This is a genomic window from Curtobacterium sp. MCBA15_008 (assembly GCF_001865065.1).
Classification (GTDB): domain Bacteria; phylum Actinomycetota; class Actinomycetes; order Actinomycetales; family Microbacteriaceae; genus Curtobacterium.
In genome coordinates, this window is sequence record NZ_MJGN01000009.1 from 18,045 (window position 1) to 31,430 (window position 13,386).

A 13,386-nucleotide genomic window follows, 5' to 3' on the forward strand; every position below is an offset into this window, starting at 1 on the left:
CTCTCCTAACGTGAAGATCCCCCGCCGCGGCTCCCTCCGAGCCGCCCTCGTGACCTCCGTGGCCGTCTCGGCCCTCCTCCTCACCGGCTGCTCCGGCGCGAACGGCACCGACGACGGCGAGCGCGCCGGCAACGGTGACACCGCCGCGGACAAGGCCTGGTCCTACGAGGACGCCACCGGCACCACCGTCAAGGTCGACCACACCCCGAAGCGGGTCGTGGTCCTCAACGACATCGCGATCTCGTTCGTCGAGTACGGCCTGAAGCCGATCGGCACCTTCGGCCAGCTGACCATGGCGAAGGACGCCCGCTTCAAGGGACTCGACACCGACGGCATCACGCAGCTCGGCACCGGCTACGGCGACATCGACCTCGAGCAGCTCGCGGCCCTGAAGCCCGACCTGGTCGTCACCTCGGTGTACCCGACCGACGAGCAGGGCACGCTCGACACGACGCAGCCCGGCTACGGCTTCAAGGACAAGGAGCAGGAGAAGCAGATCGAGGCCATCGCGCCCGTCGTCCAGGTCAAGTGGGGCGGCAAGGGCGAGGACGTCATCGAGAAGATCGCCGATCTGTCCGAGTCGCTCGGCGCGAAGGAGTCGACGATCGAGGCCGCCGAGAAGCGCTTCGACACCGCTGGCGACGAGCTCGAGCAGGTCGCGAAGGAGAAGGACCTGTCGGTCGTCTCCATGTTCGCCGACGGCGACGGCGCCTACGTCACCCGTCCGACCGACGAGCCGCTGCTGCAGATGTACTCGTCGTTCGGCGTCGACTTCGTGAACCCGAAGCCGAAGGGCTTCTACTGGGGCATCTACTCGTGGGAGAACGCGGGCCAGATCAGCGGCGACGTGCTGCTGCTGTCGCAGCAGGGTTACCAGGTCGCCGACCTCGAGAAGCAGCCGACGTTCGCCGACAACGCCGCCCTCCAGGCGGGCCAGGTGCACAGCTGGACCTTCCCGGCGCTCGACTACGCGTCGCAGGCGGACTACATGCAGAAGCTCGCGGGCTGGCTCGAGGACAGCAAGCAGCTGTCCTAGACGCAACCGTTCGACGGCCTGGAGGCGCGGTGCCAGCTGGCACCGCGCCTCCAGGCCGTCCGCCGTTGCGTCTGAATCGTCAGCCGACCGGCACGGCCGCGTTCACCGCCGTCTGCGCCTGCCGCCAGACGGCGGCCCGGGTGCCGGCGTAGGTCCCCTCGCCGTTCGAGTAGTGCCGGAGGTTCGTCTTCCCGCCGTCGGTGTTGCCCTGCCAGTACGCGGTCACGGCACGCGAGGTCCCGCCGACCAACCAGATCTGGTCCGCCTCGTCGGTGGTGCCGGTCTTGCCGAACAGCGTCGCCCCGTCCGGGGTCTGTCCGCCGCTCGCCGTACCGCCGCGGAAGGCACCCTGCATCACCTCGAACGCGGTCGCGGCGACGTCCGCGGGCACCGCCTGCCCGCACGCCTTCGCCTGACCGCCGAGCTGCTCGCCGTCCGGACCCGTCACCTGGTCGATGACGACGGGCGCGCAGTACACGCCACCGTTCGCGACACCTGCGTAGGCGGCCGCCATCGTGAGCGGTGCGATGCTCGTCGTGCCGAGCACGGCTGCCGGGTTCGCCGGCAGGTCGCCGCCCCGCGCCGGGTGCACGCCGAGTCGCGCGGCGACGTCGCGGATGTCGCACAGGTCGAGCTGCGCCGCCATCGACGAGTACGCGGCGTTCACGGACTGCGCCGTCGCGTTCCGCACGGAGTACATGCCCCGCTGCCCCGGGGAGTCGTTCTTCGGCGTCCACGCCCGCTCGATGGTCTGCCCGCACTGCGTCCACGTCGTCTGGGTGTGCCGCGTGCCGTTCACCATCGCGTCCGGGCTCCTGCCCGACGCGAGCCACTGCAACAGGGTGAACATCTTGTAGGTCGAGCCGACCTGGAACCCGCTCGAGCCGCCGTACGCCCGGTCGGTCGCGTAGTTGAGCGAGGTGGCGGTCGCCGGAGCCCGTTCGGACCGGTCGTAGTCCTTGTTCTGCGCCATCGTCAGCACGCGGCCCGTGCCGGCCTCGACGGTGTCGAGCGTCGCCCCGAGCGCGAACCGCGACTCGGTGTTCGGGTCGTACTGGTCGAGCAGCGCCTTCTGCTGCGCATTCAGGTCGAGGTCGAGCGTGGTCTGGATGCGGTACCCGCCGGTCCGCCACGCGTCCGCGCGGCGGTCCGCGGTCGGGCCGAGCTGCTGCAGCTCCTTCGCGACCCGGACTGCGTAGTCGCAGAAGAACTCGGCGCCGTGGGCGACCGCCTCGCACCCCTGCTGCGGGGCGGTGAGCCGGACGTAGTCTGCCGGCTTCGCCGCGAGCGCCTCGGTGAGCTCGGCCCGGGTCAGGTGCCCCTGCGCGTGCATCGAGCGGAGGATGACGTCCCGCCGGGCGACGTTGTCGGCGTAGTGGGCGGGCTCCGACAGGTCGCGCCGCTCGGGCCACTGCACGATCGCGACGAGGGACGCCGCCTCGGCCGGGCTCAGGTCGGTGGCGTCCTTGCCGTAGTAGCGCTGCGCCGCGGCCTGCACGCCGTAGGTCTGGTCGCCGAAGTAGGCGATGTTGAGGTACGCGGTGAGGATCTCCTTCTTCGAGTACTCCTTGGCCAGCCCGATCGCGAGCTTCATCTCGGCGAGCTTGCGGTCCGGGGTGCGCTTCGTCGCCTCCGTGAACGCGGCGGCGCGCTCCTCCTCGGTGGGCAACTCGCTCGCCTGCTGGATCTTGATGTTCCGGACGAGCTGCATCGTCAGCGTCGAGCCGCCGGAGCCGCCCTTGCCCTTCGCAGCCACCACGCTCACGAGCGACCGGACCATCGACGTCGCGTCGACGCCGCCGGTCTCGTAGAAGCGCTTGTCCTCGCCGTCGACCGCGGCGTGCTTCAGCTGGTCGCTGATCTGGTCGAACGCGAGCTCCTGGCGGTTCTGGTCCCACACGTTCGCCAGCCGCACCGGCTCGCCGCCGCGGTACGCCCAGACCTCGTTGCGCTGCGGCAGGTCGCCGATCCGGATGTACTCCGGCAACGAGTCGAACACGCCGATCGCCGAGGTGGTCCCGACCCCGGCGACCGCGAGCACCGGTGTGACGCCGACCCCCACCAGCAACCCGGCGAGCACACTGCCGCCCACGAAGCCGAGCGCGGCTCCCCCTGCTCGTCTGAATGCCATCCCGTGGGCCTCCCCCGTCGTGTCGATCCACCGCCCTCGCGGTTCCCGGAGCGTCCCAGCCCTGTTCGGACAACCGCCGGGACTTCTCCGGAGAAGTCCGCCACGTGCGCTGGGAAAGGCCCGAGACGGTACGGATTGTTACCCGCGGACGGCGTGCACCCTGGCGGATACGCTCGACCGATGGCGGACCACGGCTGGCGCGAGGACGTCCTCGGGGCGCCGTTCGAGCGGCTCGAGCTCCCCCTCGGCGAGGACTCCGAAGGCCCCGTGGTCGCGACCCTCGTCCGGCGTCGACGCTCGGCGGCCGACCTGCTGCTGCACGCCCACGGCCCGTTGCACGGCGTCGACGTGCTCTACGTGCACGGGTGGTCGGACTACTTCTTCCAGGTCGAACTCGCCGAGCGGCTCGAACAGCTCGGCGCCCGGTTCCACGCGCTCGACCTGCGGAAGTACGGCCGGAGCCTGCAGCCCCGGCAGACACCCGGTTTCGTCAACGACCTCAGCACCTACGACGAGGACATCGCCGCGGCGCTCGACGTGATCACCGCCGAGCACCGCCGCGGGGACACCGGGCGGCGGCTCGTGCCGATGGGGCACTCCACGGGCGGACTCACCCTGTCGCTCTGGGCGGCCCGGCACCCGGAACACGTCGCCGGGATCGTCCTGAACAGCCCGTGGCTCGAGTTCCAGGCCAACGCCGTCGGCCGCGCGCTCGTGACCCCGGTGATCAAGCTCGGCGCCCGCCGGAACCCGCTCGCGCCGATGCCCGCGGTCGACCCCGGCTTCTACACGCGCACCGTGTCGAGCGCCGGCGAGGGATCGTGGACGTACGACCAGCAGTGGCGGCCGGACCGGGGCTTCCCGCTCCACCCGGGCTGGCTCGCCGCGGTGTTCGACGGGCAGGCGACGGTCGAGGCCGGGCTGGGTCTCGAGGTCCCGGTGCTCGTGATGCTCAGCGACAAGAGCATGCTGCAGCCCACGTGGGACGACGGCATGGCCCGGGCCGACGTCGCGCTCAACGTCGACGTCGTGGCGCACCGGGCGCTGTCGCTGGGCAGCGAGGTCACCGTCCGGCGGCTGCACGGTGCGCTCCACGACGTCGTGCTGTCCGTCCCCGAGGTGCGCGAGCACGCGTACGACTCGATCGCCCGGTGGGCAGCGACCCTGCGGCACTGACGACGGCTGCCCTGTGGCGCGGGCCGCCGCACCACTACTGTGAGCGCCATGACCGCATCGTTCAACCACACGATCATCGCGGCGAAGGAGCCCGCGGTGTCCGCGGCGTTCTTCGTCGACCTCCTCGAAGCAGCCGAGGCCCCGTCGTGGGGCCCGTTCACCAACCTGCAGCTGCCCGACGGCGTCCTCCTGCAGTTCGCCGCGGTGCCGATCGACTTCCCGCCGCAGCACTACGCGTTCCTGGTCGACGACGACCACTTCGACCGCGCGTACGCCCGCATCACCGCCGAGGGTCGGGAGCACTGGGCCGACCCGCAGCGGCAGCGCCCGGGTGAGACGAACACCGAGCACGACGGCCGCGGTGTCTACCTGCTCGACCCCTCGGGCCACTACGTCGAGCTGCTGACGAGGCCGTACCTGTGACGGTCACCCTCGTCCGGCTCGACCCGACCGGCGCCGACCGTGCGGACCTCGTCGCGTTCCTGACCGGCGAGGAGTTCCCGTTCCACGTCCGCCGCACGATCGCCCACGCAGACGCCGAGGCCGCGATCGACGCCGGCGCCTTCCGCGACGACGAACACGACACGTACTGGTTGCAGCACGAGGACCACGGCCGCATCGGCATCGTCCGGCTCGAGGACCTCGCCGATCCCGTTCCGCTCTTCGACCTGCGCATCGCCGGCCGGTTCCGCGGCCAGGGCATCGGTCCGTCGGCGCTGCGGGCTACGACGGACCACGTGTTCCGCACGATGGGCGAGGTCACACGCTTCGAGGGACAGACCCGCGAGGACAACACGGCGATGCGCCGCGTCTTCGTGCGGTCGGGCTGGGTCAAGGAGGCGCACTACCGCGAGGCATGGCCGGTCGAGGGCGCCGCGCCCGTCGCGTCCGTGGCCTACGGGATCCTCCGCCGCGACTGGGTGACCGGCTCCGTGACGCCGGTGCCGTGGGACGACGACGTGGCGGCTGCGGTCGGCGGCTGAGCGCACACCCTCAGACCGCGACGGCCTCCCACACCAGGACGTACCGCCAGAAGGGTCCGCGGCGCATCCGCATGCCCGGCAGGTACCGGGCGGCCAGCGTCCGGATCTCCTCGAACGTCTCGGTGGCGGGAGCGGTCGGGGCCTGCGCGCGGGCGGGACCACTGCGTCGACGAGGGTGCCGGAAAGCCCCGACGACGGGGTTGACCACCGTGGAGAGCACGGACCAGCCGAGGTCGCGTCGCGTCTCCGCCGCCACACCGACGACGACGAGCCGACCACCCGGACGGACGAGGTGTCGCAGACGGCGCAGCGCGGGGTCGAGCGGGAGGTGGTGCAGCACGGCGACCAACGTCACCAGGTCGAACTGCTCGTGCCCGACCGCATCGAGGGACCCCTCGACGATCCGGACCGCAGGCAGGTGCGCCGCCGTGCGTCGCGCGACCGCGGCCGTCGGCGCCGACGGTTCGAGCCCGACGACCTCGTCGAACTCCAGGGCGAGACGGCTCGCGAGCACGCCGGTCCCGCACCCGACGTCGAGCGCACGGAACGGGCCGCCTCCGACCCGTGCTCGACGGCCGTGGGTGAGCACGACCCGGCTGTAGGCCTGGTTGTGCGACCAGGGGTGCCGGGCGTTCCACCGGTCGAGCGCCGCGAGCATCCCGGACATGGGGTCGACGCTAGCGCAGGACCTCGATCGGCGGATCGTGTCGGAGCGGTCAGGCCGGACGGCTGAACAGGTTCACGAGGTTGCCGTCCGGGTCGCGGAACAGCGTCGAGCGGTTCCCCCACGGCATCGTCGTCGGCGGAAGCAGCACGTCGTCGAGCCCCTCGCGCAGACCCTCGAACGTCGCGTCGACGTCGTCGACGAGGAACTCGACGATCACGCTCCCGTTCCCCCCTGCCGTCGGTGCTCCCGCTCCGAGCGCCGCCACGGTCGCCGGGGTGCCGAGCGCGAGGACGGCACCGCCGGTCACGACCTCGGCGAACACCGGGGCGGGCCGGCGGGCGAACGACCCGGTGACCCGCTCGTAGAACGCGACCATCCCGTCGAGGTCGTCGGTGATGATCCGGATCGATGCGAACTCCATGGTGTGCCTTCCCGGGCGGCCTCCGTGGCCTCCCGGGTCGAGCATCCTCGGGTCCCGCGACACCGTCCTGTCGGGGTTTCCGCGATCAGGCGCCGAGCACCGGCCGGAGGACACCGTGCGGGATGTCGAGCTCGTCGATCCGGACCACCCGCGGCGGCGCGACCTCGTCGGTGACCACGACGTCGAGCACCCGGTCGCCCCGGAACGCACGCACGCCGTCGCGCAACCGGCACCAGGCGATGAGGTACCAGTCCTCGCCCTTGCCGATGTACCCGAGGGGCTCGACCGCGCGCTCGGTGTCCGATCCCCCGGCGTCGCGGTACCGCATCCGCACGACACGGCCGCCGGTGAGGGCGCTCGCGAGTGCCGTCGGGGCGGGCTCCCGTCCACCGGATTCGAGCAGGTGCACGCGACGCGCGAGCGTGGTGGCGCGGCGGGCGTCGTCCTCCGTCAGGACCGCGGTCACCTTCCGCGCAGCGCTCTGGGCGGCGTCGCGGAAGGGACTCGAACGGAGCGTGCCGAGGCCGATCGCGACCGCGAGGGCTTCGTCGACGGTGAGCCCCAGCGGCGGCAGCGTCGCCCGGGCGTCGATCGCGTACCCGCCGGTCCGGCCGGGCTCGGCCCAGATGGGCACGCCGGCGTCCTGCAGTGATCGGAGGTCACGCTCGACGGTGCGGGCACTGACGGCGAAGCGCTCGGCCAGGCTCCTGGCGGTCCGGCGGCCGGGCGCCGCCGCGCGGAGTTCCTCGACGAGCGCGTACAGGCGGTCGGTCCGGTTCACGACGTGACCTTAGCGCCTGGGGCGGCATCGGTCGCGTGGCGTGGCTCACTTCTCCGTGGTCGCTCCCGACCGGTGTCGGCGTTTGACGACGAGGGTGCCGATCCCCTGCACGATCAGGACGACTGCGGACACGGCGAGCAGGAGCGTCACGATGACCGACCCGGCGGAGGCGCCGGCGGCGACGAGTCGCACGATGCCGAACACGAGGAAGATCCCACCCATCACGATGACGACCACCGGGTTCTGCGCAACGAAGAAGCGCCGCCCGCCGTTCGCGTCGGCAACGGCTTGCGATCGGGCCTTCGCGACCGCGTCCGGGGCGCGTCCGGCGCGACGGTCCGCTGCCCGGCGGCGCGTCCGGAGGGTGAACCAGACTGCGGCGCCGACCACCACTGCAGCCGGGTACGCGAAGGGCGCCGCCACGCTCAGCAGACCCGAGAGGAACAGCACGGCCGCGCCCGTCACCACGCCCGCGACCGCCGCGGTCGTCCACGTGTCGGTCCGGCCGTCCGCGCCGGTGACGTACCCGGGTCGGCGTGCGTAGGGGTCGTGCGGTCCCCGGTCGGTGTCCTGGTCTGACGCTCTCGAACGCTGGCGATCCCCCACGAACGTCAGCCCACGCGGACACCGCGTCGGCGGTCGCGGTCAGCTGCCGACGGGTGCACCGGCCACGACCGGGGCACGACGCCGTCACGGAGGCGCTGCACCCACCGGTCCGTCACGTCCACCTCGGCCGCGTCGCGAGGGGAGCAGGGCAGGTATCGGTTCGCGCGATGTCGGATCCGGACCAGGATCCGTGGGATCCGCCGTCCGGATCCGACATCGCCGCGGACGGGATCCACCGCGCGCCCACCGTCGCCGTCGGACGCGACCCGATGACGGCCTGGAGGCGCGGTGCCAGCTGGCACCGCGCCTCCAGGCCGTCGTGGCGAGCGTCTCAGGAACGGGACAGGCGCGTCACGGTGGCGTGCGCGCCGTCCGACAACAGTCCGTCGAGGGCGTCGCGGTACGCCGCGACGAACCGCTCGTCGTCGACGAGGTCGCCGAACACCTGCCGGTTCCGGATGAAGGCGAGCCGGTCGTCGCGCTGGGTCCCCGCGGCGGCCGTGAGCGACTCGGCCAGGCGGTCGACCACCGTGATGGCTTCGCCGGACTCGTCGGTGCCCTCGGCGTACCGCGCCCACGACGCGACGATCCCAGCGGACAGTGCGACGGGGCGGTCGGCGGCCAGGTTCTCGCGCACGACGGGCAGCAGCCACTTCGGGATCCGGTCGCTCGACTCGGCGCAGAGCCGGGCGAGGGTGTCGCGGACCTCCGGGTTCTGGAACCGCTCGATGAGCGTGGACTTGTAGTCCTCGAGGTCGATGCCGGGCACGGGGTGCAGGGTCGGCGTGCCCTCCTCGTCCATGTAGCGGCGGAGGAACGTGGCGATCGCGGGGTCCTGCGTGGCCTCGTGGGCGTACCGGTACCCGGAGAGGTACCCGAAGTAGCAGAGGCCCTGGTGGCTGGCGTTGAGGAGCCGGAGCTTCATGAGCTCGTACGGCTCGACGTCGTCGACGATCTGCACGTCGGCCTGCTCGTAGGGCGGACGGCCCGCGGGGTGGTCGTCCTCGAGCACCCACTGGAAGAACGGCTCGGCGACGACGGGCCAGGCGTCCTCGATGCCGAGCTCGTCACGGACCCAGGCGCGGTCCTCGTCGGCGGTGACGGGTGTGATCCGGTCGACCATCGAGTTCGGGAACGAGACGTGCTCGTCCATCCAGTCGGCGAACGCCGGGTCCTGCAACCGGGCGTAGGCGGTGAACATCTCGCGCGCGACGTGCCCGTTGCCCTGGATGTTGTCGCACGACATCACCGTGAAGGGCGGGAGGTCGCGGTCGCGTCGCCGGCGCAGCGCCTCGACGACGAGGCCGAACACGGTGTGCGGCGGGCCGTCGCCGCGCAGGTCGGCGGCGACCCCGGGCTCGTCGGCGACGAACTCACCGGTGACGTGGTCGAAGTTGTACCCGCCCTCGGTGATGGTCAGGCTGACGATCCTGGTGTCGGGGTGCGCCATCTTCTCGACGACGGCGTCGGGGTCGTCGACCGCGAGCAGGTAGTCGACGATGCTGCCGACCACGCGGGACTCGCGGGTGCCGTCCGGGTGCTTGAGGACGAGCGTGTACAGGCCGCCCTGCTCGGCCATCGCCGTCGCCATCCGGCGGTCCTGCTCGAGCACGCCGACGCCGCAGATGCCGTACTCGCGGGCCTCGCCCTGCTGGAGGAGCCGGTCGACGACCATCGCCTGGTGTGCACGGTGGAAGCCGCCGACGCCGAAGTGGACGATGCCGGCCGTGATCCCGTCGCGGTCGTAGGTCGGGACGGCGACGCCGCTGGCGGCGATCTCGTCGAGGGTCTCCGGGGACAGGCGGACGGGCATCGGTACTCCTTCGTACGGCGGACGGGCTCGGTCCAGTCAACCATGCACAGGTGTGCTGAACCGAGTTTCCGGGCGCGGGCGGATCGGGTGCGCCAGTGAGGGCTCGTCGGGGGACGAACCTGAGGATGCACTCGTAGAAGATGCACCGAGTGCATCGATGCACCTAGTGTTCGTACACGTGACCCTCTCGATCGACCGCCGTGCCGCCCTCAAGGCGAAGCACCGTGCGGCGATCCTGCAGGCGGCCCGCGACCTCGTCGAGGAGCGCGGCGGCCGCGAGTTCAGCGTCGACGACCTGGCCGCCCGCGCCGACATCGCCCGACGCACGGTGTTCAACCACTTCGGATCGCTCGACGAGGTCCTGCTGGCCGTCTGCGAGCAGGAGCTCTCCGTCATCATCGACCGGTTCCTGGCCGACATGGCGAAGACTCCGGTCGGCGACGGCAGCCGCGCGTCCATGTTCGACGAGCTCGAGTCCGCAGCACGCGGAGCCGACCTGGCCTCGGCTATCTCGAGCATGTACCGGATCCTCGGCGACCCCGGCAAGGACGACCCGAAGGCCGCGGTCCTCACCCAGACGGCGTTCGCCCGGGTGACCGAGCGGCTGCGGGACGAGGTCGCCCGACGCTACCCGGCGGCCGACCCCCTCGACGCGGCCCTGCTCGTCGAGTCGCTGATGAGCGGCATCGTCGTCATCGCGGAGCACTGGCTGTCCACGTCCGGTCCGGCGATCGACACGCAGTCGGTCGCCGCCTGGGACGCCCTGCTCGCGCGGCTCGTGCACAGCGTCCGCAGCGGCTACCTGCCCACCGACTGATCCACCCCGGGGGTCCACCGGCGCACCCCACCGCAACAACACCTGACACGAAAGGAACGGGGCAACCGCATGGCCGGTCTCCTCTACCGTCTCGGACGGTTCTCCGCACGACGCCACTGGCTCGTGATCATCACCTGGGTGGTGATCATGGCGGTCGCCGGCGTCACCTACACCCTGTTCGCGGGCACGATCTCGTCGTCGATCACGATCCCGAACACCAAGACCAGTCAGGTGCAGGACGAGCTGGCCGACAAGTTCCCGTCCGCGAACGGCGGCAACGGGACGATCGTCTTCGAGACGAAGGACGGCAAGGCGTTCACGGACGCGCAGAAGTCCGACGTCGCCGACTTCCTGAAGGACATCGAAAAGCTCGACGGGGTGAAGGGCGCGACGAGCGGCTTCGACACCCAGCAGCAGCTCGATGACGGCCGGCAGAAGATCACCGACGGTCAGTCGAAGATCGCCGACCAGGAGACGACGATCTCCGACAGCCAGAAGCAGATCGACGCGGGCAAGCAGCAGATCGCGACCGCGCAGGCGCAGATCGACGCGCAGAAGCAGCAGGTCAGCGCCCTGACCGGTGCTGCCCAGAGCGCCGCGCAGGCCCAGGTGGACGCGGCGCAGCAGCAGCTCGACGCGCAGCAGCAGACCCTCGACGCGTCGCAGCAGAAGCTCGACGACGGCAAGACGAAGCTCTCCGACGCCAAGCGGGAGCTCGACGAGAACGCGCGCCTGCTCGACCTGTCGAAGGACATCCGCTTCGTCTCGTCGAACGGCAGCGCCGCGATCGGCACCGTGCAGTTCACGAAGTCGACGTTCGAGGTCCCCGCCGACACGAAGACCGCCATCGCCGACGACGCCGACTCGGCTGACATCAGCGGCGTCAACGTCTACGTCTCCAACGACATCGCCCAGGGCGTGCCCTCGATCCTCGGCCCCGGCGAGATCGTCGGCGTGATCATCGCCGCGCTGGTGCTCTTCCTGATGCTCCGCACGATCATCGGCGCCGCGATCCCGCTCGTCAGCGCCGTGCTCGGCGTGGGCGTGGCCTCGCTCGCGTCGCTGTCCTTCTCGGGCCTGGTCGAGTTCATCTCGGTCACCCCGGTGCTGGGGGTGATGCTGGGCCTGGCGGTCGGCATCGACTACTCGCTGTTCATCCTGAACCGACACCGGACCCAGCTGAAGCAGGGCATGCAGGTGCACGAGTCGATCGGCCTGGCGAACGGCACCTCCGGCAACGCCGTGGTCTTCGCGGGCGCGACCGTCATCGTCGCCCTGCTCGCGCTGAACATCACCGGCATCCCGTTCCTCGGCCTGATGGGCACGGTCGGCGCCGTCGCGGTCTTCTTCGCCATCCTCATCGCGACGTCCTTCACCCCGGCGCTGCTGTCACTCATCGGCATGCGGATCCTGCGGAAGAAGGAGCGGTCGCGGATCGGCAACACGGGCTCGACTCGCGTGCCGAACAAGCCGATGTCGACCTGGCGCGCGGTCATCACGCTCGTCGCCGGCGTCGCGGTCCTCGGCACGATCGCCCTGCCGGCCACGCAGATGCGTCTCGGCCTGCCGAGCGGTTCGTCCGAGGCCGTCGACTCGAGCCAGTACAAGGCGTACAAGGCGCTCGACCAGGAGTTCGGCGCCGGCCAGAACGGCCCGCTGCTCGTCGTCGCGACCCTGCCGAAGGCGGTCAGCGAGGACGACGTCACCGCGACCGAGGTCACCATCGGCGAGGCGATCGCGAAGAACGACGACGTCAAGGCCGTGCTGCCGATCGGTGCCTCGAAGGACCGCGACATCATCGCGTTCCAGGTGAAGCCCGCCGGTGGCCCGGACAGCGTCTCCACCGAGGAGCTCGTCAAGGACCTGCGGTCGCAGGGAGTGTCCGTCGACGACGGCAAGGCCACGCTCGGCGTCGCCGGCAACGCGTCCGCGAACATCGACGTGTCCGAGAAGCTCGCCAACGTGCTGCCGCTCTACCTCGTGGTCGTCGTCGGCCTGTCGCTGATCATCCTCATCATCGTGTTCCGGTCCTTCCTCGTGCCGATCACCGCGACGGCGGGCTTCATCCTGTCCGTCCTGGCGTCGTTCGGTGGCCTGACCGCGATCTACCAGTTCGGCTGGCTCGGCAGCGTGTTCGGGGTGCACGACCCCGCACCGATCCTGAGCTTCCTGCCCATCATCGAGATCGGCATCCTGTTCGGTCTCGCGATGGACTACCAGCTGTTCCTGGTGTCCGGCATGCGCGAGGCCTACGCCCACGGCGCTTCGGCGAAGGTCGCAGTCCAGCGCGGTCTGCACGCCGGTCGCGCGGTGGTCACGGCGGCCGCGATCATCATGATCTCGGTCTTCGCGGGCTTCATCTTCTCGGACTCGTCGACCATCAAGCCGATCGGTTTCGGCCTGGCGTTCGGTGTCCTCATCGACGCGTTCGTGGTCCGGATGCTGCTCATCCCGGCCGCGATGCACCTGCTCGGCCAGAGCGCCTGGTGGTTCCCGAAGTGGCTCGACCGGATCGTGCCGGACGTCGACGTCGAGGGCGCCAAGCTCGAGCGGTCGCACCCCGTCGCCGGCCACGAGGGCGAGGGCAGCGGCCAGCACCACGGCTCCCACGCCGCGGCCGTCGAGCCGGACGCGAACCCGCACGAGGGGCACACGCCGACGCACCGCGCGTAGGCACCAGCGCACCGTCCTGGAGGCGCGGGTCGACCCACACGGGCCGACCCGCGCCTCCAGGCGGTTGCGGCCGGGGCGCGCGCTGCCGCACCCGGGCTGTCGGATGGCGGTCCGCACGGCGCCGCCGGCGGTCGGGCGGTCGGGCGGTCGGCTCGCGGTGCGGGCGGCGCTGCCGGCGGTCGGCTCGCGGTGCGCACGGCGCTGCCGACTCGGAACGACATCTTGGGTTCAGTCGGTGGTTGCAACGCCTTGAGTGTGGGGTGGTTGTGATGGGTCGTGCTG

At 71.1% G+C, this 13,386-nt stretch carries 12 protein-coding genes; 6 read left to right on the forward strand and 6 right to left on the reverse strand.

Annotated features, from left to right (window positions below; translation table 11 throughout):
* Nucleotides 1-10 precede the first annotated feature (10 nt).
* Entirely contained in the window at nucleotides 11-1,036 is a 1,026-nt protein-coding gene (locus BIU96_RS04245) for an ABC transporter substrate-binding protein (RefSeq protein WP_071291373.1), read from the forward strand.
* A 79-nt stretch (nucleotides 1,037-1,115) separates the two neighbouring features.
* Here the strand turns inward: BIU96_RS04245 and BIU96_RS04250 are convergent, their stop codons facing one another.
* A complete protein-coding gene (locus tag BIU96_RS04250; protein WP_254785956.1) occupies nucleotides 1,116-3,167 on the reverse strand; it encodes a transglycosylase domain-containing protein in 2,052 nt (683 codons plus the stop codon).
* A gap of 180 nt (nucleotides 3,168-3,347) precedes the next feature.
* Between BIU96_RS04250 and BIU96_RS04255 the strand changes: the two genes are divergently transcribed.
* The 3 genes from BIU96_RS04255 to BIU96_RS04265 are packed head-to-tail and all read left to right on the forward strand — an operon-like array spanning nucleotide 3,348 to nucleotide 5,326.
* The gene (locus tag BIU96_RS04255; RefSeq protein WP_071291375.1) at nucleotides 3,348-4,343 is read left to right on the forward strand and encodes an alpha/beta hydrolase; all 996 of its coding nucleotides are present in this window, start codon (nucleotides 3,348-3,350) and stop codon (nucleotides 4,341-4,343) included.
* A gap of 48 nt (nucleotides 4,344-4,391) precedes the next feature.
* A complete protein-coding gene (locus BIU96_RS04260) occupies nucleotides 4,392-4,766 on the forward strand; it encodes a VOC family protein (RefSeq protein ID WP_071291376.1) in 375 nt (124 codons plus the stop codon).
* Nucleotides 4,763-5,326: a GNAT family N-acetyltransferase gene (locus BIU96_RS04265; RefSeq protein WP_071291377.1), complete on the forward strand. Its 564-nt coding sequence runs from the start codon at nucleotides 4,763-4,765 to the stop codon at nucleotides 5,324-5,326. The genes BIU96_RS04260 and BIU96_RS04265 overlap by 4 nt, the downstream gene beginning before the upstream one ends.
* Nucleotides 5,327-5,336: 10 nt before the next feature.
* Here BIU96_RS04265 and BIU96_RS04270 read toward each other — a convergent pair whose 3' ends face one another.
* The 5 genes from BIU96_RS04270 to BIU96_RS04290 form a co-directional block, all read right to left on the reverse strand.
* Nucleotides 5,337-5,993 (reverse strand): bifunctional 2-polyprenyl-6-hydroxyphenol methylase/3-demethylubiquinol 3-O-methyltransferase UbiG, encoded by a 657-nt coding sequence (locus BIU96_RS04270; RefSeq protein WP_071291378.1) that lies wholly within the window; start codon nucleotides 5,991-5,993, stop codon nucleotides 5,337-5,339.
* 49 nt (nucleotides 5,994-6,042) lie between these two features.
* Nucleotides 6,043-6,414 carry a VOC family protein gene (locus BIU96_RS04275; protein WP_071291379.1) on the reverse strand — a complete coding sequence of 124 codons (372 nt, stop codon included), beginning with the start codon at nucleotides 6,412-6,414 and terminating at the stop codon, nucleotides 6,043-6,045.
* A gap of 85 nt (nucleotides 6,415-6,499) precedes the next feature.
* Entirely contained in the window at nucleotides 6,500-7,195 is a 696-nt protein-coding gene (locus BIU96_RS04280) for a YafY family protein (protein WP_071291380.1), read from the reverse strand.
* A 45-nt stretch (nucleotides 7,196-7,240) separates the two neighbouring features.
* On the reverse strand, nucleotides 7,241-7,801 hold the full coding sequence (locus BIU96_RS04285; RefSeq protein ID WP_071291381.1) for a hypothetical protein: 561 nt from the start codon (nucleotides 7,799-7,801) through the stop codon (nucleotides 7,241-7,243).
* Nucleotides 7,802-8,132: 331 nt separating this feature from the next.
* Nucleotides 8,133-9,614, reverse strand: coding sequence for a mannitol dehydrogenase family protein (locus tag BIU96_RS04290; protein ID WP_071291382.1), 1,482 nt, complete (start codon nucleotides 9,612-9,614; stop codon nucleotides 8,133-8,135).
* Between the two features lie 178 nt (nucleotides 9,615-9,792).
* On the opposite strand from BIU96_RS04290, the gene BIU96_RS04295 reads away from it, so the two are divergent.
* On the forward strand, nucleotides 9,793-10,431 hold the full coding sequence (locus BIU96_RS04295; RefSeq protein WP_175477451.1) for a TetR/AcrR family transcriptional regulator: 639 nt from the start codon (nucleotides 9,793-9,795) through the stop codon (nucleotides 10,429-10,431).
* Between the two features lie 69 nt (nucleotides 10,432-10,500).
* Nucleotides 10,501-13,104 carry an MMPL family transporter gene (locus tag BIU96_RS04300; RefSeq protein WP_071291384.1) on the forward strand — a complete coding sequence of 868 codons (2,604 nt, stop codon included), beginning with the start codon at nucleotides 10,501-10,503 and terminating at the stop codon, nucleotides 13,102-13,104.
* Nucleotides 13,105-13,386: the final 282 nt, after the last annotated feature.

Excerpts from the sequence above, each read along its gene's own strand:
- BIU96_RS04250 (WP_254785956.1), bottom strand. The coding sequence starts at position 3,167 with ATGGCATTCAGACGAGCAGGGGGAGCCGCGCTCGGCTTCGTGGGCGGC.
- BIU96_RS04255 (WP_071291375.1), top strand. The coding sequence starts at position 3,348 with ATGGCGGACCACGGCTGGCGCGAGGACGTCCTCGGGGCGCCGTTCGAG.
- BIU96_RS04260 (WP_071291376.1), top strand. The coding sequence starts at position 4,392 with ATGACCGCATCGTTCAACCACACGATCATCGCGGCGAAGGAGCCCGCG.
- BIU96_RS04270 (WP_071291378.1), bottom strand. The coding sequence starts at position 5,993 with ATGTCCGGGATGCTCGCGGCGCTCGACCGGTGGAACGCCCGGCACCCC.
- BIU96_RS04275 (WP_071291379.1), bottom strand. The coding sequence starts at position 6,414 with ATGGAGTTCGCATCGATCCGGATCATCACCGACGACCTCGACGGGATG.
- BIU96_RS04290 (WP_071291382.1), bottom strand. The coding sequence starts at position 9,614 with ATGCCCGTCCGCCTGTCCCCGGAGACCCTCGACGAGATCGCCGCCAGC.
- BIU96_RS04300 (WP_071291384.1), top strand. The coding sequence starts at position 10,501 with ATGGCCGGTCTCCTCTACCGTCTCGGACGGTTCTCCGCACGACGCCAC.